The following is a 17,661-nucleotide window of genomic DNA, read 5'->3' as shown; positions in this document are numbered from 1 at the left end:
AACAAGAAGCGGCTGACGGCTGTGGTCGCCGGGCTCGGTATGGCCGGCACGCTCGCCGCGTGCGGGTCGTCCGGCGGCGACCAGGGCTCCGGCGACTCCAAGACCGTGACCCTCGTCAGCCACGACTCGTGGGCCGCGTCCAAGGGCGTCATCGCCGCCTTCGAGAAGCAGTCCGGCTACAAGGTCGACGTTCTGGAGGACGGTGACGCCGGGCAGGCCGTGAACAAGGCGATCCTGACCAAGGACAACCCGCAGGGCGACGTCTTCTTCGGCGTCGACAACACCCTGCTGTCCCGCGCCCTCGACAACGGCCTGTTCCAGCCGTACGAGGCGAAGGGCTCGGACCGGATCAAGCCCGAGTACCGCGCCGACCAGGGCAAGCACCGGGTCACGCCCGTCGACACCGGTGACATCTGCGTCAACTACGACAAGAAGTACTTCGCCGACCACAAGCTCGACCCGCCGAAGAGCTTCGACGACCTGGTCAAGCCCCAGTACAAGAACCTGCTCGTGACCGAGAACGCCTCCGCTTCCTCGCCCGGCCTCGGGTTCCTGCTCGGCACCGCCGCGAAGTACGGCGACGAGGGCTGGGAGGGCTACTGGAAGAAGCTCAAGGCCAATGGCGTGAAGGTCGTCGACGGCTGGGAACAGGCCTACAACGAGGAGTTCTCCGGCTCGGCCGGCGGGAAGAAGGCCAAGGGCGACCGGCCGCTCGTCGTGTCGTACGCCTCCTCGCCGCCCGTCGAGGTCGTCTACGCCGACCCGAAGCCGAGCGCGGCGCCGACCGGCGTCGCGCAGGGCACCTGCTTCCGGCAGGTCGAGTACGCGGGGCTGCTGAGCAACGCCAAGAACACCGAGGGCGGCAAGGCGTTCCTGGACTTCCTGGTCAGCGAGCGGTTCCAGGAGGACATGCCGCTCAACATGTACGTGTACCCGGTGCGCGAGGGCGCCCAGGTGCCGCCGGAGTTCGTGAAGTACGGGCCGCAGGCCAAGGATCCCGAGACCATGGACCCGGCGAAGATCGCCGACCACCGTGACCAGTGGGTCAAGTCGTGGACCTCGCTCGTACTGAAGTAACCGAAGCAGCCGTCCGCAAGGACCGGCGCGGGAGCGCGGCGCGGCTCGGGCTCATCGCCCTGCCCGTCGCGTTCTTCGCCGTCTTCTTCGCCTATCCCGTCGCCGCGATCGTCGCGCGCGGTCTGAAGGTCGACGGGGCCTGGCGGTTCGGGCGGATCGGGGAGGTGCTGGCGCAGCCCGACGTCCGGCACGTCCTGTGGTTCACCACCTGGCAGGCGCTCGTCTCCACCGCGCTCACCCTGCTGATCGCGCTCCCCGGCGCGTACGTCTTCGCGCGCTTCGACTTCCGGGGCAAGCAGGTCCTGCGCGCGGCTGTGACCGTCCCGTTCGTGCTGCCGACGGTCGTCGTCGGTACGGCGTTCCTGGCGCTGGTCGGGCGGGGCGGGCTGCTCGACGAGCTGTGGGGCGTACGGCTGGACACCACCGTGTGGGCGATCCTGCTCGCGCACGTCTTCTTCAACTACGCGGTCGTCGTACGGACCGTCGGCGGGCTCTGGGCGCAGCTCGACCCGCGGCAGGAGGAGGCCGCGCGGATGCTCGGGGCGTCCCCTTGGAAGGCCTGGCGGCAGGTCACGCTGCCGGCGCTCGGGCCCGCGGTGGCCGCCGCCGCGCTCATGGTCTTCCTGTTCACCTTCACGTCTTTCGGTGTCGTCCAGATCCTCGGTGGGCCCACCTTCTCGACCCTCGAGGTGGAGATCTACCGGCAGACGTCGGAGATCTTCGACCTGTCCACGGCGGCCGTGCTGACGCTGATCCAGTTCGTGGCCGTGGGCGGGATCCTCGCCCTGCACGCCTGGACCGTGCGGCGGCGGGAGACCGCGCTGCGGCTGGTGGACGCGTCGGTGACCGCGCGCCGGCCGCGCGGCGCCGGGCAGTGGGCGCTGCTGGGCGGAGTGCTGGTCACGGTCGTCGTGCTGCTGATGCTGCCGCTCGCCGTGCTGGTCCAGCGGTCCCTGGACGCGCCCGGCTTCGGCTACTATCGTGCGCTGACCAGGGCCGACGGCGGGGTGTTCCTGGTGCCGCCGATCGAGGCGATCGGCAATTCGCTGGAGTACGCCGTCGCCGCCACCGTCATCGCCGTGGTGATCGGCGGCCTCGCCGCTGTGGCCCTCACCCGCCGGGACGCCGGGCGGTTCGTGCGCGGCTTCGACGCGCTGCTGATGCTGCCGCTCGGGGTGTCCGCCGTGACCGTCGGGTTCGGGTTCCTGATCGCCCTCGACGAGCCGCCGCTGGATCTGAGGTCCTCGTGGATCCTGGTGCCGCTCGCGCAGGCGCTGGTCGGTGTGCCGTTCGTCGTCCGGACCATGCTGCCCGTCCTGCGGGCGGTGGACGTGCGGCTGCGGGAGGCGGCCTCGGTGCTGGGGGCCTCGCCCTGGCGGGTGCGGCGGGAGGTGGACCTGCCGATGGTGCGGCGGGCGCTGCTGATCGCGGCCGGGTTCGCCTTCGCGGTGTCGCTCGGGGAGTTCGGGGCGACGGTGTTCATCGCGCGGCCCGACAACCCGACGCTGCCGGTGGCCGTGGCGCGGCTGCTGGGGCGGCCCGGGGACCTCAACTACGGCCAGGCTATGGCCCTTTCGACGATTCTGATGGTGGTGTGCGCCGTGGCCCTGCTGGTGCTGGAGAGGCTCAGGACCGCCGACCGGACAGGGGAGTTCTGATGCTGCTGGCGCTGGAGGGCGCGACGGTCCGTTTCGGCGGGCGGGCCGTGCTGGACGCCGTCGATCTGGAGGTCGCCGAGCACGAGATCGTGTGCGTGCTCGGGCCCAGCGGCAGCGGCAAGTCGACGCTGCTGCGGGCGGTGGCGGGGCTGCAACCGCTCGAGGTCGGGCGGGTGTCGCTCGACGGGCGCGACCAGGCGGGCGTGCCCGCGCACCGGCGCGGAGTCGGGCTGATGTTTCAGGACCACCAGCTGTTCCCGCAGCGGGACGTGGGCGGCAACGTCGCCTTCGGGCTGCGGATGCACGGGGTGTCGAAGCGCCAGCGGGCCGAGCACGTACAGGAGTTGCTGGACCTCGTCGGGCTGCCGGGCGCGGCCCGCCGGGCCGTCGCCGCGCTGTCCGGCGGGGAGCAGCAGCGGGTGGCGCTGGCCCGGGCCCTGGCGCCGAGCCCCAAGCTGCTGATGCTGGACGAGCCGCTGGGCCAGCTCGACCGGTCGCTCAGGGAGCGGCTGGTCGTGGAACTGCGCCAGCTGTTCGGCCGGTTGGGCACGACCGTGCTCGCCGTGACGCACGACCAGGGGGAGGCCTTCGCGCTGGCCGACCGGGTCGTGGTGATGCGGGACGGGCGGATCGCCCAGTCCGGTACGCCGCTTCAGGTGTGGCAGCGGCCGGCCGACGCGTTCGTGGCCCGCTTCCTCGGCTTCGAGAACGTCGTCGAGGCGACGGTGGGCGCGGAGGCCGCGGACACGCCGTGGGGCAAGGTGCCGGTGCCGGAGGGTGCCCCGCAGGGCACGCGGACCCTCCTGGTGCGGCCCGCCGGCGTACGCCTGGTGCCCGCCGACGAGGGTCTGCGCTGTACGGTGACCGCCCGCACCTTCAAGGGCACCCATGTCGCCGTCCACCTCCAGCCGGAAGACGCCCCGCGCCTGGAGGCGGCGTGCGCGCTGCGGGCGGCGCCCGAGGTCGGGGACGAGGTCGGGGTGGAGTTCGACGCGGCGGAAATCGCCGTGCTCGACTGATCGCCGCCCGCTTATGGTGCGGGCATGACACTCCTCGCACACGAGCGCTACTGCGACGAAATCGCCCATCAGATCGGCCAGTTGAGGTCGATGGTGACCTCCGGGACCGACCTGTCCGCCACCGTGCCGACCTGCCCGGACTGGTCGCTGGAGGAGCTGGTCCGGCACACGGGCGGCGCCCTGCGCTGGGTGGAACTCATGGTGCGGACCCGGGCGCAGGAAGAGGTGCCCGAGGAGGAGGTGCCGGGCGCCGAAGGGCCCGAGGTCCGGGGCGACGCCGCCGCGCTGGACGCTTGGCTGGGGGAAGCGGGCGAGCAGGTCGTCGCCGCGCTGCGGGAGGCCGGGCCGGACGCGAAGGTGTGGGGCTGGGCGGGGATCCTCAGCGCCGGGTTCTGGGCCCGCCGGATGGCGCACGAGATCACCGTGCACCGGGCGGACGCCACGCTCGCCGCCGGACTGCCCTACGAGGTCGCGCCCGACATCGCCGCCGACGCGATCGACGAGTGGCTGCAGATCGTGGAGTACGTGCAGCGGACGGACCCGCACGACGAGGCGGCGAGGGAACTGCGCGGCCCGGGCCGCAGCATCCATCTGCACGCCACCGACACCGGGCCTGAGGTGAACGCCGAGTGGCTGGTCGCGCTCACCGAGGACGGTGTCACCTGGCGCCGGGGCCACGAGAAGGCCACGGTCGCCCTGCGCGGGCCGCTCACCTCCGTCCTGCTCGCGTTCTACCGGCGGCTGCCGCTGGATGCTCCGGAGCTGGAGGTGCTGGGGGAACGGGAGTTGCTGGAGTTCTGGCTGGAGCGGGCGACGTTCGGATAGGGCCGGGACGGACACGCCGCCCCGCGCGGCGGTTCGGGAAGGGCGATGGCCCGCCCCTCGCGAGAGGGACGGGCCACCACCGTGCACGGAAGCGCGGGCGTCAACTGTCGCTGCTCGCCCCACGACGGCGCATACCGAAGAACACCGCGCCACCACCGACGACGACCAGGGCCGCCGCGATGCCGGCGATGATGCCGGTGTTGGAGTTGGCGCCGGTCTCGGCGAGGTTGGAGTCACCGGCCGGGCCGGGCGCGTTGCCCGCCGGCGTGGTGCTCTCGCTCTCGGACGGCGTAGGAGCCGGGGTGTCGGTCTCCTCGGCCGGCTTCGAGGGGGAGGCCGATGGGGCCGACGGGGTCGGCGTGGCCGGGGGAGTCGCCGGGGGCTCCTCCTCCTTCTTCTTGCAGGCGGTGGCCGGGGTGACGAGGTTCGGCTTGATGTCCTCGTCGACGTACGGAGTGGCCTTCACGTGAATGCGGTACTCCGCGTTCGGCTTCCAGTCCTCGGTGAAGGTGATGGTGGTGCCTTCGCGCGAGCCCTTGACCACCTGCTCGCCGACCTTCTTCGCGTCGGCGCCGTTGTTCTGCAGGTACACGGTGACCGTCGCCGCGATGCCGGCGGGGTCCACGTCGGTGACGGTGATGACGCCCTTGTCGCCGTCACACTTCGCCTCGGCGGAGAACTCGTTGATGTTGCAGGCGAGCGCGTTGCCGGCGGCACCGAGCGCGAGCGCGGCCGAGGCGGTGACGACACCGAGGACGCGCACGGCACGTGCGCGGGGAGATACGGACAGAACTGCCACGTTTGTCCTTTACAGGATGTGTTAAAGCGGGGGGCTGAGGCAGTGGTGACGGAACATCAGCACTACCAGGAGACTCACAGGTTTATAAGCGCTGCATAAGTAGTGTCAACGCATATGCAGGTTGCAAGCACTTGCTTTGCCTGCTTATTAACCGCCGAGGCGTTTCAACGCCTCCGGCGCCTCCTCGATCCGCTCGACCAGCGCGATCCGCGCCTCCATCGAACGCCCCCTGGCCAGCGACTGGAGCAGCGGCCACGTCGGCAGCTTCTCCGTCCAGTGCGCGCGGTTCACGAGCACCATGGGCGTCGGCTCGCCGCGCGACTCATAGTAGTTCGGCGTCGCGTTGTCGAAGATCTCCTGCACGGTGCCGGCGGCGCCCGGCAGGAACACCACGCCCGCGGTGGACCGGGCCAGCAGGCCGTCCTCGCGGGTGGCGTTGGCGAAGTACTTGGCGATGTGCGAGGCGAAGGCGTTCGGCGGCTCGTGGCCGTAGAACCAGGTCGGGATGCCCACGGAGCGGCCGCCCTGCGGCCAGCGGGTGCGGATCTCGAAGGACGCCGCTGCCCACTGGGTGATCGACGGCGTGAAGTGCGGTGCCTTGCCGAGCAGTTCCAGTGACTCGGTGAGCATCTCGTCGCCGAACGGGGCCGCGTACGCGCCGAGGTTCGCCGCCTCCATCGCGCCCGGGCCGCCGCCGGTGGCGACCGTGAAACCGGCGCGGGCCAGTTCGCGGCCGAGCCGCGCCGCCCCCGCGTACTCCTCGGTGCCCCGGGCCATCGCGTGGCCGCCCATCACGCCCACGACCCGGGCGCCGGACAGGAGTTCGTCGAGCGCGTCCGAGACGGAGTCGTCGTGGACCGCGCGCAGCATGGACGCGTAGATGTCGCCGTCGGCCTTCGTGCGCTGGAACCAGGCGTAGGCGCGGGCGTCGGGCGTGGCCTCGTAGCCGTCCGCCAGCGACGCGAAGAGATCGTCCGGCGAGTAGACCAGGCCGCGGTACGGGTCGAAGGGCAGATCCGGGACAGGCGGGAAGACCAAGGCGCCGTCGGCGCGTATCTTGGCGGCCGCCTCCTCGCGCATCGCGCAGCCGAGGAAGATCGCGCCTGCCGTGTCCGTGGTGAGCAGTTCGCGCGTACGGTCCGTCAGGTCGACGGCCTGGACGCGGTGACCGGCGAGTGTGCCGCGCGCCGAGACGGTCGCGTCGAACTCCTCGAGCGTCTCGATCTCACGGTCGTCATGGTGGGCCGCATGGGCGGGCATCGTCTGCACCCGCCCATGCTGGCACAGCACGTCTCAGCCCTGGACGGCCGCCGGGTCCATCCACACGACCTCGAAGGTGTGGCCGTCCAGGTCGTCGAAGGCGCGGCCGTACATGAAACCGTGGTCCTGGGTCTCGCCGGAGACGGAGCCGCCGGCCGCGACCGCCTTCCCGACCAGCTCGTCCACCTTCTCGCGGCTCTCGGCGCTCAGCGCGATCAGCACCTCGCTGGTCTTCTTCGAGTCCGCGATCTCCTTCTTCGTGAACTGGGAGTACTTCTCGGCGGTGTGCACCATCACGACGACGGTCTCGCTGATCACGACCGAGGCGGTGGTGTCGTCACTGAACTGCTCGTTGATCGTGTAGCCGAGCTCCGAGAAGAACTTCTTCGAGGCGGCGACGTCGCTGACACACAGGTTCACGAAGATCATCTGCTGGTACATGTCCGGTCTCTCCCATCAGGTCCGTGTCGTTACGCGGGGATAGACCGGGGGCCGGCGCGGAACTCATCGCGGTCCGGAGATTTTTTTCGTACGAGTTTTCACACGAGTCCTCAGCGCGCCAGCGGCAGCGCCGCCAGCTCCGCGACCGTCAGGGTGAGCGGTGCGAACAGGGCGAGCAGCGCGCCCGCGCGCAGGGCCGCGGCACTGCGCAGCATGGTCGCGGGGGCGCCCAGCCGCAGCAGCGCGGAGGTGGTGTCGGCCCGGGCCTGACGGGCCTCGACCGCGGCCGTCAGCAGCGTCGCCACGGTGCAGCCGGTCACGAGGAGCACGCCGAGGAGGGTGAGCGGACCGAGCGACAGCCCGTCCGGGGCGTGCAGCAGTGCCATCGCGTACGTGGCCGACAGCACCGCGCAGACCACGCCCAGGGGGCGGCCGATGCGGGTGGCCTCCGTCATGAGGATGCGGCCGGCCAGGAGCCGCAGGGCGCCGGGGCGGGCCGACTGGAGCAGACGGCCGCACAGGTGGGTCAGGCCGGGACCGGCCAGGGCCAGGCCGACGGTGGCCAGTGTCCAGCCCGCCATGACGCCGGGGGAGGCGCCGGAGAAGGTGAGGTCGGGCGCCGTGGGGGCGGTACGGCTCGCGTAGGTCTCCACGGCGAGCCCCGCGGCCAGGACGGTGATGCCCCAGGGGAGGCCGGAGGGGGCGGCGGTGGGGGAACCACCGGCCGTGACGGCGTCCGGCAGCACCGCCTCGGACGCAGCGGGGGTGTCCGCGGTGTCCGGTGCCGCGGTGTGCCGGGCGGACGGCTGAGCGGGGTCCTCGATGGTGCTCACCGTGCTCCCGGCGTCCGCGACGGTCGCCGCCGAGGCCGGTTCGCCGGCCCGGGCCTGCGGGGGGCCGCTCTGCTGCCCGGCGGGCTCGCCGGCGCGGGCGCCCCCGGGTCGGGTGATCTGCCGGCCGAAACGGCCGTACGCCCCGAAGGTCTCGAGCGTGCTTGTGCGCCGGTACGCGCCGAAGCGGCCGTACACCACCCTGGCCGCCGCGGCCGCCCGCTGCTCCCTGGGCCGCAGCGCCAGCACCACCGCGATGGACGAGCCCGCGGGCACGAGCGCCAGCAGCGTCAGGGCTCCCGGCAGCGGCAGCGGCTGGTCCGCCGCGAGGGCCTCGGCCGCCGCGCCGTCGAACGGCAGGCCCGTCAGGTCGCCCCGCAGGTGCAGGAAGAACAGCAGGGCCAGCATCGAGCCCAGGGTGCAGGACAGGGCCGTCGTCGTCGCCGAGACGGCCATCAGGCGCAGCGGGCCGAGGCCGATCGCGGAGAGGCCGGTGCGGGGCCTGGTGCCGGGATCGGTGCGGGCCACCGCGAGGGCGAAGTACACCGTGGCGGCGAGGGGCGCCGCGCACCAGGCCAGACGCAGCAGGGCGGCGCCGGGGGAGCCGGGGTGGCCCAGCGCGTAGCCCAGGGCGCAGAGCAGCAGGAAACCCGTGCCCGCCGAGGCCGCCGCGACCAGGAGGCGGCGCAGCTGGACGGCGGGGTGGGCGGCGCGGGTCAGACGGAGAGCGAGCACGCCGCCCGGCCTTCCGGCTCGGTGGTCTCGGCGACCGGCGGCAGGTGCACCGTCTGCACGCGCCGCCCGTCGAGCAGGAAGACCGTGCGGTCGGCGAGGGCCGCGGTGTCCGGGTCGTGGGTGGCGAGGACGACCGTGATGCCGTGCGAGCGGGCCGCCGTGGTGAGGGTGCGCAGCGCGTGGGCGCGGTCGGCGCGGTGCAGGGGCGCCGTCGGCTCGTCGGCGAACAGGACCGAGGGTGCCGGGGCGAGGGCGCGGGCGATGCACACCCGCTGGCGCTCGGCCTGCACCAGCTGGTGCGGGCGCTTGCGGGCGCCGTCGCCGATGTCGAGGCGCTCCAGCCACTCCAGGGCCGCTCTCTTGGCGCGGCGCCGGCTGGTGCCGCGCAGCATCAGCGGCAGGGCGGCGTTCTCCCAGGCGTTGAGTTCCGGGACCAGCGAGGGGACCGGGTCGATCCAGCCGAAGCGGTCGCGGCGCAGCCGCTCGCGGGTGAGGGCGCCCATGGTGTGCACGGGCACGCTGTTGAACCAGACCTCGCCGCGCCGGACGGGAGCCAGGCCGGACAGGCACCGCAGCAGGGTCGTCTTGCCGCTGCCGCGCGGGCCGCTGACGGCGAGGATCTCGCTCTCCCGGACGCCGAGGGAGACGCCGCAGAGCGCGGGCGAGCCGTCGTGGTGCTGGAAGTGCAGGGCGCGTGCCCAGAGCACGTCGTTGTCCGGCGGGGCCTCCATGGGCGTACACCTCGGTTCAGATCCGTAGTTCCCGTGCCATCCCCCGTGCGGGGGAACGAAGGCGGGGCCGATCAGTCACTGGGCACGCTAGGCAGTAGGCGGCGGGACGCCGGACAGCACGCGGCCCCGGGCCGCCGTTTCTCACTCGAACGGGCGGCACCGGGGCTGGTGTTGATCATCCAGTCAGACGATCGGAGCGACGACGCTCAGAGCTTCGTCCAGGCCTCCGAGAGGGTGACCCTGAGGATCTGCTCGATCTCGTCGAACGTCGACTGGTCGGAGATCAGCGGCGGGGCGAGCTGGACGACCGGGTCGCCGCGGTCGTCGGCACGGCAGTACAGGCCGTTGTCGTACAGCGCCTTGGAGAGGAAGCCGTACAGGACGCGCTCCGTCTCCTCCTCGTTGAAGGACTCCTTGGTGTTCTTGTCCTTGACCAGCTCGATGCCGTAGAAGAAGCCGTTGCCGCGGACGTCGCCGACGATCGGCAGGTCGTGGAGCTTCTCCAGGGTGGAGCGGAACGCGCCCTCGTTGTCGAGGACGTGCTGGGGGAGGTTCTCGCGCTCGAACAGGTCGAGGTTGGCGAGTCCCACGGCCGCGGAGACCGGGTGGCCGCCGAAGGTGTAGCCGTGCAGGAAGGTGTTGTCGCCCTTGTAGAACGGCTCGGCCAGGCGGTCGGAGATGATGCACGCGCCGATCGGGGAGTAGCCCGAGGTCATGCCCTTGGCGCAGGTGATCATGTCCGGGACGTAGTCGAACTTGTCGCAGGCGAAGATCGTGCCCAGTCGGCCGAAGGCGCAGATGACCTCGTCGGACACGAGCAGTACGTCGTACCGGTCGCAGATCTCGCGGACCCGCTGGAAGTAGCCGGGCGGGGGCGGGAAGCAGCCGCCCGCGTTCTGCACCGGCTCCAGGAAGACCGCGGCGACGGTATCCGGGCCCTCCATGAGGATCTGCTGCTCGATCTGGTCGGCGCACCAGCGGCCGTAGGCTTCCGGGTCGTCGCCGAAGATCGGGGCGCGGTAGATGTTGGTGTTGACCACCTTGTGCGCGCCGGGGACCAGCGGCTCGAAGGGGGCCTTCAGGCCCGGCAGGCCGGTGATGGACAGGGCGCCCTGCGGGGTGCCGTGGTAGGCGACCGCGCGGGAGATGACCTTGTGCTTGGTGGGCTTGCCGACCAGCTTGAAGTACTGCTTGGCGAGCTTCCAGGCGGTCTCGACGGCCTCACCGCCGCCGGTGGTGAAGAAGACCTTGTTCAGGTCGCCCGGCGCGTGGTGCGCGAGGCGCTCGGCCAGCTCGACGGCCTTGGGGTGGGCGTAGGACCACACCGGGAAGAACGCCAGCTCCTGCGCCTGCTTGAAGGCGGTCTCGGCGAGCTCGACACGACCGTGCCCGGCCTGCACCACGAACAGTCCGGCGAGACCGTCCAGGTAGCGCTTGCCCTGGTCGTCGTAGATGTAGGTGCCCTCGCCACGGACGATGGTGGGTACGGGGGCCTTCTCGTACGACGACATGCGCGTGAAGTGCATCCACAGGTGGTCGTACGCGGACTGGGAGAGGTCCTTGCTCACGGCTATCGGGTCCTCACGGTTATCGGGTTCCCCACATGTAGGTCTGCTTCTTGAGCTTGAGGTAGACGAAGCTCTCGGTGGAGCGCACTCCGGGCACGGCCCGTATGCGTTTGTTGATGACCTCGAGGAGGTGGTCGTCGTCCTCGCAGACGATCTCCACCATCAGGTCGAAGGAGCCTGCGGTCATCACGACGTACTCGCACTCGGACATGGCCGACAGCGCGTCCGCGACCGACTCCACGTCGCCCTCGACGTTGACGCCGACCATCGCCTGTCTGCGGAAGCCCACGGTGAGCGGGTCCGTGACGGCGACGATCTGCATCACGCCCTGGTCGAGCAGCTTCTGGACGCGCTGGCGCACGGCCGCCTCGGAGAGGCCGACGGCCTTGCCGATGGCGGCGTACGGCCGGCGGCCGTCCTCCTGGAGCTGTTCGATGATGGCGAGGGAGACGGCGTCCAGCTGGGGCGAGCTGCCGTTCCTGGACTCGCGGGAGGACTCGCGGAGTTCCCGCGACCCCTTCTGTTCTGCGCTTCGACTGGCCACGCGCTCACTGTGCACGAGGTCTCGTCACTTCCGCAAGGCGTGATCGATGAAATCCGTTGTTTAGGTTGCCAAAGCCTGCGGATTCCGCACGATTGAAGGGAGTGGGGGTGTTGAAAACGTGGACCGGGCGGCTAGGGTGGGTGTCTCAAGTACTGGACATCCGAACTGGAGGGCCGGCAGTGAGCACCGAGCTTCGTCGTCTGCGCAACTACATCGGCGGTGAGTTCCGGGACGCCGCCGACGGACGGACCACCGAGGTGGTCAATCCCGCGACGGGTGAGGCGTACGCGACCGCTCCGCTGTCCGGGCAGGCGGACGTGGACGCCGCGATGGCGGCGGCCGCCGAGGCCTTTCCCGGCTGGCGTGACACCACGCCCGCCGAGCGCCAGAAGGCCCTGCTGAAGATCGCGGACGCCTTCGAGGAGCGCGCCGAGGAGCTGATCGCGGCCGAGGTGGAGAACACGGGCAAGCCCATCGGGCTGACCCGCTCCGAGGAGATCCCGCCGATGGTCGACCAGATCCGCTTCTTCGCGGGTGCGGCGCGGATGCTGGAGGGCCGCTCGGCCGGCGAGTACATGGAGGGCCTGACCTCCATCGTCCGCCGGGAGCCGGTCGGCGTCTGCGCGCAGGTCGCGCCGTGGAACTACCCGATGATGATGGCCGTGTGGAAGTTCGCCCCGGCGCTCGCGGCGGGCAACACCGTCGTCCTGAAGCCGTCGGACACCACCCCGGCCTCGACGGCCCTCATGGCCGAGATCATCGGCTCGATCGTCCCCAAGGGCGTCTTCAACGTCATCTGCGGCGACCGCGACACCGGCCGCATGATGGTCGAGCACGACACCCCGGCGATGGCCTCCATCACCGGCTCGGTGCGCGCCGGCATCCAGGTCGCCGAGTCCGCCTCCAAGGACGTCAAGCGCGTCCACCTGGAGCTGGGCGGCAAGGCACCGGTCGTGGTCTTCGAGGACACCGACATGGCGAAGGCCGTCGAGGACATCTCGGTCGCGGGCTACTTCAACGCCGGCCAGGACTGTACGGCCGCCACGCGCGTGCTCGTCCACGAGTCCATCCACGACGAGTTCGTCTCCGCGCTGGCGAAGGCCGCGTCCGAGACGAAGACCGGTCAGCCGGACGACGAGGACGTGCTGTTCGGCCCGCTCAACAACCCCAACCAGCTCAAGCAGGTCGAGGGCTTCATCGACCGGCTGCCCGCGCACGCGCGCGTGGAGGCCGGCGGCAAGCGGGTCGGCGACAAGGGCTACTTCTACGCGCCGACCGTCGTCTCGGGTCTGAAGCAGGACGACGAGATCATCCAGAACGAGGTCTTCGGCCCGGTCATCACCGTCCAGTCCTTCACCGACGAGGACCAGGCCGTGACGTGGGCCAACGGCGTCGAGTACGCGCTCGCCTCGTCCGTGTGGACCAAGGACCACGGCCGCGCGATGCGCATGTCCAAGAAGCTCGACTTCGGCTGTGTGTGGATCAACACCCACATCCCGCTGGTCGCCGAGATGCCGCACGGCGGCTTCAAGAAGTCCGGCTACGGCAAGGACCTCTCGTCGTACGGCTTCGACGACTACACGCGGATCAAGCACGTGATGACGTCGCTGGACGCGTAGTCACCCGGTCAGCGCCGCGGCCCCGGACGGTTGGTTTCCGTCCGGGGCCGCGGTGTCGGTGAGAGGGCCCGGGGTCAGGAGGAGTTCGCGCTCGACGGGCCGAAGAACTCGATCTCCGCGATGGCGACCTGCTTGCTCGCCGAGATGCCGTGGGCGGACTCGATGGTGAAGCGGACGGCGGTGACCGCGCCCACGCGGAAGGCACGCCGCTGGGGGCCCGCGCCCTGGTCGAGAGTGAGCTGACGGGTCGTCTTCTTGCCGTCGGCCCCGGTGATCGTGGCCTCGACGCGGTGCGGGAGCGCCGACTCGCGGAGCTTGTCGGGGCGGGTGGAGACACCCGGCGTGATGATCAGGTCCAGGAGCCGGGTCGGCTGGTCGAAGCGGGCCTCGACCCACTGACCCTCGCCCGCCTGGGACACGCCCGGCCCCCACCAGGTGTCGTTGAGCTTGTCGAAGGCCAGGTCCGGCTTGTGGCCCGGGAAGTAGCGGGACGCGGCGTAGCGGTCCGGGGACACCTCGGCGCGCTTGGCGAAGTGGTCGCGGGTGGCCTGGATGCCCTGGGGGATGTTGATCACCAGAACGATCAGCAGGGACAGCACGAGCACGATGCCCAGCCAGGACAGGACACGGTCGAAGGCACGGCGCAGCCGGGGGCGATCGCCCGCCCACGGGGCCTCCTGGCTGCCGAAGGGGCCGAGCCGTCGCCACCAGGGGAGCCGGACCGGGCCGGCCGGTCCGTCGCCGGCCATGGGCATCGCGCACCGGGCGCAGAAGTGCCGCTCGGGCCGGTTGCCTGTGGCGCACCAGGGGCAGGGGGCGCCGCCGTCCATGCCGTGTTCCTGACCGGGGGCGCGTACGGCCTGCGGGCGCTGGGGCTCGGGGCGGCCGGGCAGGACCGGGGTGACGGAGGGGTGCGGGGCGGGCTGCGGTTCGGGGTCGCCGACCGGGATGAGGAGGCTGCGGGCGCGGTCGGTCATGCCGTGCGTGTCGGCGTCGGCGTCGGCGTCGGTGGGGTGCGGGGTCTGTGTGGCCGGGGGGATGGGCTCGGTGAGGGGCTCGGTGGGGGCGGTTTCGTCCGGGGGTGGGGTGGTCGGGGAGGGGGAGCGGGGGGTGGTGTCCGGGTGAGCGGTGGTGTCGGGGCGGGCGTGGGTGTGGGGGCTGCCGGTGTTGTCGTCGGGCGTGCCGTGGTGGTCCGGATGACGGGGGGCCGCTTCGGGGGTGGCGGCGCGGGCGGAGGCCTGTTGCGTCGCCGTGCCCGTGCCCAGCCGGTCGCGGGGTGCGCGGGCCAGACCCGTCCCGCCGTCCGGCCGGGCGAAGGCGTCCCAGCCGGGCTCGGGCGAGGGGGACGAGGAGGCGCCGCCGCCCGACTCACCGTTGGCGGCCCTGGCGGGCTCGGATGCCCGGGGCGGCACAGCCGGCTCGGACGCCGGGGCCGGTTCCGAGGGCCGGGCGGCCTCGGCGCGGGGACCGGTGCCGCCTGCCGGGCGGTCCGTCCAGCTCAGTACCGCCCCGCAGGCGTCGCAGAAGGACTGGCCCGGTTCCGCGCGGGTGCCGCAGTCGGCGCAGTTCTGGGGGGTTGTCATGTCTCCCGGGTCCTTTCGGCGGGGGCACCGGCGGTCACCTGGACCGTGTACGGCATATGAGCGGGGCGGGCGGCGGACACGAGGGTCTCCAGGCGGTAGTGGTCCGCGGGGGTCGGGGCGGGAAGGCATAGGTGGACGTGCAGACGGGGGCGGGGCGCGCCGGGGAACGGGCCGAGCGGCCGGGCGCTCCACGCGGCGCCACCGCTCTCGGTGATCTCGGGCTCCACGCCGAACGCGAGCCGGACCGCCTCGGACAGCCCGCGCCGGGTGCCGCGGATGCGGTGCAGATACGCGGCGGCGGCCACGGCCGCCCGCAGCCGCGCTTCGGGTTCGTCGCCCGCGGTCTCCGCGCCGACCCAACTCCCCAGCCACTGGGTGAAGTCGAGCGGGGTGAGGGACGGGCGGAAGTAGGTGTCGAGACAGTCCAGCACGCTCAGGACCGGGGCGATCACGTCGTCGAGCCCGGCGACGAACCGCTGGGCCAGGTCGTCGTCGGCGAAGACGGCCGGCAGCATCGTGCCGATCGGCGTGGAGGATCCGAGGCCGTCGATCGAGCCCCTCATCAGGAACCGTCTCCGATCACCCGGACGCGGTGGTCGAACGAGAACACCAGCGACGGCGCGGACAGATCGATCCGGTTCGTCGGCTCGCCGCGTTTGCCGGTGAGCGGGTCCGCGGGGTGCAGGACCACCTCGTCGACCAGCTCCACCCCCGGTACACGTTGCAGCACCGCGAACACCTCCCCGGCCTGGACGGGCCGCCCGAAGGGCCATCCGGTGCCGTCCGTGCCGCCGGTCAGCGGATCGAGGTGCCGGTAGAGGGCGTCGTGCGCCTCCCGGCGCACCCGGTCGGTGTCGACACCCCGGAAGGCATGCACCGTGGCCACCACGGTGACGCCCTGGTAGTACGGCGGGCCCACCGCCAACCGGGTCCCGATCAGGCGCCGTTCGTCCAGATGCCGGGTGATGCGGTCCAGCAGCGCGTCACCGGGCACGAGTTGTTCGAAGCGCAGCCGGCCGCCGGGGTCCGGCACGGCCTGCGGCACGACCAGCACCCGTACCGCGTAGGCCCCGTGCTCGCCCTCCTCGCCCTCCAGGCAGGTGATGCGCGCGGTCTCGGGGGCGGCGCGGCGGGCCAGTTCCTCGTAGTCGCGCAGCGTCACGGCACGCTCCTGGGCGCGCAGCGTGATGGGGGCCCGGACCTTCGCCTCCTCGACCGTCTCCCCGTCCACACCGCCGCGCGCGGCCTCGCGGTTGACGACCTCGGAGATGTACGGGATGGAGGTGCGCAGCACCTGTACGGCACCGCGCGCCACGTTGCCCGCGCGCCCGCCGCCCGTGCGGTAGCGGCGGGCCCGGACGGGTGCTCCCTTGGGAGCGACCATCCCGTACTGCCGCAGGGATCCGTCGGGTTCGCGCACGGCCGGGCCGAAGGAGATCTCGCCGGTCGTGGCGTCGAGGGTGATGTGCCGGTCGTCCGGCCCGGATCCCGCGAAGTTCGGGACCACCCGCCAGTCCGTCCAGCCGTCGTGCTCGGCGGTCTGCAGCAGCACCGGCGGGTCGTCGCCGACCACGGGCGCGTGCACCAGGCGCAGCCGCTGGCCCGGCAGTCCGGTGGACTCGCCGAGCGCCTCGTCGTACACCGTCTCGGCGTGCACGGCGGCGGTCGTGCCGCCGATCGTGAAGACCTCGGCGGCGCGCACGGTGGGCGAGGTGGTGTAGAAGGGCTGGTTCGGCCGGGGTTCGGTGACCCGGCAGCGCAGCCAGCCGGCCTCCTGGCCGGCGTTGCGGGACAGGACATGCCCGCCGGGGACGTGCAGGACCACCTCGCCGGGCCGGTTCAGGCCGCCCGTGCCGTCCCGGTCGACCTCACAGGGCTGCCAGCCGTCCGCGGTCCACGCCTCCCACACCAGCGGCGGCTGGCGCGGGTCCACGCCGACGCCGTCCACCCGGCTGTCAAGGTCCAGGGCGACCGCGCAGTGCGGGACCGCTGCGGACAGGCCGAACAGCATGGCGTCACCGGGTCCGGGCGACTCGGCGAAGCACAGCAGGTCCTTGTCCTCCTCGGCGAGGTCGGGCGTCCGGTCGGCCATCGGCTCGCCCCGGTGCTGCACCAGCAGATGACGCAAAGCGCAGGGCACCACCGTCAGTTCGCGCTCGGTGCCGAAGACCACCGCCTCCTCGCTCTCGGTGCGCAGCGTGGCGACCTCCGTGCCGACCGGCACCCACACCGCCTCCTCCTGCGGAGCCGACAGCCAGAACGTCACCTCGGTGCGGGCCGCCGACGGCGGGAACAGGGTGATCCCGACGAGGTCCAGGAACGCCAAGTGGTTCTTCTCCGGGACCCTGTTGAGCCGGTAGACGATCTGGTCGGCCATGTGGGCGACCGTCTCGACGAGGGTGACGCCGGGGTCCGAGACGTTGTGGTCCGTCCACTCCGGGGCGCGCTGCTGGATGTAGCGCTTGGCGTCGTCGACGAACTGCTGGAAGCGGCGGTCGTCGAGGTTGGGGGAGGGCAGTGCCATCAGCGGTCGCTTTCGGGGGCGTCGGGCTCGTCGTGGGACGGAATGACGTAGAAGGGGAAGACCAGGCTGCGCGGGTTGTTGGTGCCGCGGATCGAGTACCGGACGTCGATGTAGAGGACGCTCTGGTCGGTGCCGGCGGTGACCTCGACGTCGTCGACCTCGATGCGCGGCTCCCAGCGGTCCAGGCTGGCGTACACCTCGTGCTGGATACGGCCCGCGGTCTGCTCGTTGACCGGCGCGAACACCAGGTCGTGGATCGCGCAGCCGAAGTCCGGCCGCATCGGCCGCTCGCCCGGAGCGGTCGACAGGACCAGCCGGATCGCCTCCTCGATCTCCCGCTCCCCGCTGACCAGGGCGATCCCTCCGGTCGGCCCGATGCGCAGCGGGAACGACCAGCCGGACCCGACGAACTGCTCGGCCATCAGAACCACACCTCGCCCTTCATGAA

At 71.8% G+C, this 17,661-nt stretch carries 16 protein-coding genes; 5 read left to right on the top strand and 11 right to left on the bottom strand.

Annotated elements, in window-relative coordinates:
* Positions 1 to 39 precede the first annotated feature (39 nt).
* From OG542_RS11140 to OG542_RS11125, 4 genes are read left to right on the top strand one after another with little or no spacing between them, the layout of a single operon-like run.
* On the top strand, positions 40 to 1,077 hold the full coding sequence (locus OG542_RS11140) for a thiamine ABC transporter substrate-binding protein (RefSeq protein ID WP_328417866.1): 1,038 nt from the start codon (positions 40 to 42) through the stop codon (positions 1,075 to 1,077).
* Positions 1,053 to 2,735, top strand: coding sequence for an ABC transporter permease (locus tag OG542_RS11135; RefSeq protein WP_328410350.1), 1,683 nt, complete (start codon positions 1,053 to 1,055; stop codon positions 2,733 to 2,735). The genes OG542_RS11140 and OG542_RS11135 overlap by 25 nt, the downstream gene beginning before the upstream one ends.
* The gene (locus OG542_RS11130) at positions 2,735 to 3,754 is read left to right on the top strand and encodes an ABC transporter ATP-binding protein (protein WP_328410348.1); all 1,020 of its coding nucleotides are present in this window, start codon (positions 2,735 to 2,737) and stop codon (positions 3,752 to 3,754) included. The genes OG542_RS11135 and OG542_RS11130 overlap by 1 nt, the downstream gene beginning before the upstream one ends.
* A 24-nt stretch (positions 3,755 to 3,778) precedes the next feature.
* The gene (locus OG542_RS11125; RefSeq protein WP_328410346.1) at positions 3,779 to 4,579 is read left to right on the top strand and encodes a maleylpyruvate isomerase family mycothiol-dependent enzyme; all 801 of its coding nucleotides are present in this window, start codon (positions 3,779 to 3,781) and stop codon (positions 4,577 to 4,579) included.
* A gap of 100 nt (positions 4,580 to 4,679) precedes the next feature.
* On the opposite strand, the gene OG542_RS11120 is transcribed toward OG542_RS11125, so the two are convergent.
* The 7 genes from OG542_RS11120 to OG542_RS11090 form a co-directional block, all read right to left on the bottom strand.
* Positions 4,680 to 5,342: an LAETG motif-containing sortase-dependent surface protein gene (locus OG542_RS11120; protein WP_328410344.1), complete on the bottom strand. Its 663-nt coding sequence runs from the start codon at positions 5,340 to 5,342 to the stop codon at positions 4,680 to 4,682.
* A gap of 183 nt (positions 5,343 to 5,525) precedes the next feature.
* A complete protein-coding gene (locus OG542_RS11115; RefSeq protein WP_328410342.1) occupies positions 5,526 to 6,647 on the bottom strand; it encodes an LOG family protein in 1,122 nt (373 codons plus the stop codon).
* Positions 6,648 to 6,671: 24 nt separating this feature from the next.
* Complete coding sequence (locus tag OG542_RS11110; RefSeq protein WP_311127962.1) at positions 6,672 to 7,079, bottom strand: VOC family protein; 408 nt, start codon at positions 7,077 to 7,079, stop codon at positions 6,672 to 6,674.
* A 110-nt stretch (positions 7,080 to 7,189) separates the two neighbouring features.
* Positions 7,190 to 8,644: a hypothetical protein gene (locus tag OG542_RS11105; RefSeq protein ID WP_328410340.1), complete on the bottom strand. Its 1,455-nt coding sequence runs from the start codon at positions 8,642 to 8,644 to the stop codon at positions 7,190 to 7,192.
* Complete coding sequence (locus OG542_RS11100) at positions 8,626 to 9,375, bottom strand: ABC transporter ATP-binding protein (RefSeq protein ID WP_184598471.1); 750 nt, start codon at positions 9,373 to 9,375, stop codon at positions 8,626 to 8,628. Before OG542_RS11100 ends, OG542_RS11105 begins: the two co-directional genes overlap by 19 nt.
* Before the next feature lie 206 nt (positions 9,376 to 9,581).
* Positions 9,582 to 10,949 carry an aspartate aminotransferase family protein gene (locus OG542_RS11095; RefSeq protein WP_328417864.1) on the bottom strand — a complete coding sequence of 456 codons (1,368 nt, stop codon included), beginning with the start codon at positions 10,947 to 10,949 and terminating at the stop codon, positions 9,582 to 9,584.
* Positions 10,950 to 10,962: 13 nt separating this feature from the next.
* Positions 10,963 to 11,502: an Lrp/AsnC family transcriptional regulator gene (locus OG542_RS11090; RefSeq protein ID WP_184598469.1), complete on the bottom strand. Its 540-nt coding sequence runs from the start codon at positions 11,500 to 11,502 to the stop codon at positions 10,963 to 10,965.
* 164 nt (positions 11,503 to 11,666) lie between these two features.
* Between OG542_RS11090 and OG542_RS11085 the strand changes: the two genes are divergently transcribed.
* Positions 11,667 to 13,106: a gamma-aminobutyraldehyde dehydrogenase gene (locus tag OG542_RS11085; protein ID WP_328410336.1), complete on the top strand. Its 1,440-nt coding sequence runs from the start codon at positions 11,667 to 11,669 to the stop codon at positions 13,104 to 13,106.
* A gap of 74 nt (positions 13,107 to 13,180) precedes the next feature.
* Here OG542_RS11085 and OG542_RS11080 read toward each other — a convergent pair whose 3' ends face one another.
* Genes OG542_RS11080 through OG542_RS11065 form a run of 4 tightly spaced genes read right to left on the bottom strand, consistent with a single transcriptional unit; the run spans position 13,181 to position 17,635 of the window.
* Positions 13,181 to 14,689, bottom strand: a complete 1,509-nt coding sequence (locus OG542_RS11080; RefSeq protein ID WP_328410334.1) for an NADase-type glycan-binding domain-containing protein — start codon at positions 14,687 to 14,689, stop codon at positions 13,181 to 13,183.
* Positions 14,686 to 15,252: a phage tail protein gene (locus tag OG542_RS11075; RefSeq protein WP_328410332.1), complete on the bottom strand. Its 567-nt coding sequence runs from the start codon at positions 15,250 to 15,252 to the stop codon at positions 14,686 to 14,688. Before OG542_RS11075 ends, OG542_RS11080 begins: the two co-directional genes overlap by 4 nt.
* Positions 15,252 to 17,213 (bottom strand): putative baseplate assembly protein, encoded by a 1,962-nt coding sequence (locus OG542_RS11070; protein ID WP_328410330.1) that lies wholly within the window; start codon positions 17,211 to 17,213, stop codon positions 15,252 to 15,254. Before OG542_RS11070 ends, OG542_RS11075 begins: the two co-directional genes overlap by 1 nt.
* Complete coding sequence (locus tag OG542_RS11065; protein ID WP_184598462.1) at positions 17,213 to 17,635, bottom strand: GPW/gp25 family protein; 423 nt, start codon at positions 17,633 to 17,635, stop codon at positions 17,213 to 17,215. The genes OG542_RS11070 and OG542_RS11065 overlap by 1 nt, the downstream gene beginning before the upstream one ends.
* Between the last annotated feature and the right edge of the window lie 26 nt (positions 17,636 to 17,661).

This window comes from Streptomyces violaceus (assembly GCF_036014075.1).
GTDB lineage: Bacteria > Actinomycetota > Actinomycetes > Streptomycetales > Streptomycetaceae > Streptomyces > Streptomyces violaceus.
Note: the sequence above shows the minus strand (reverse complement) of the source record. Positions and strands in the feature narration are given on the sequence as shown.

Coding starts and splice junctions, on each gene's coding strand:
- OG542_RS11140 (WP_328417866.1), top strand. CDS start 40: ATGGCCGGCACGCTCGCCGCGTGCGGGTCGTCCGGCGGCGACCAGGGC.
- OG542_RS11130 (WP_328410348.1), top strand. CDS start 2,735: ATGCTGCTGGCGCTGGAGGGCGCGACGGTCCGTTTCGGCGGGCGGGCC.
- OG542_RS11125 (WP_328410346.1), top strand. CDS start 3,779: ATGACACTCCTCGCACACGAGCGCTACTGCGACGAAATCGCCCATCAG.
- OG542_RS11110 (WP_311127962.1), bottom strand. CDS start 7,079: ATGTACCAGCAGATGATCTTCGTGAACCTGTGTGTCAGCGACGTCGCC.
- OG542_RS11100 (WP_184598471.1), bottom strand. CDS start 9,375: ATGGAGGCCCCGCCGGACAACGACGTGCTCTGGGCACGCGCCCTGCAC.
- OG542_RS11080 (WP_328410334.1), bottom strand. CDS start 14,689: ATGACAACCCCCCAGAACTGCGCCGACTGCGGCACCCGCGCGGAACCG.
- OG542_RS11075 (WP_328410332.1), bottom strand. CDS start 15,252: ATGAGGGGCTCGATCGACGGCCTCGGATCCTCCACGCCGATCGGCACG.
- OG542_RS11070 (WP_328410330.1), bottom strand. CDS start 17,213: ATGGCACTGCCCTCCCCCAACCTCGACGACCGCCGCTTCCAGCAGTTC.
- OG542_RS11065 (WP_184598462.1), bottom strand. CDS start 17,635: ATGGCCGAGCAGTTCGTCGGGTCCGGCTGGTCGTTCCCGCTGCGCATC.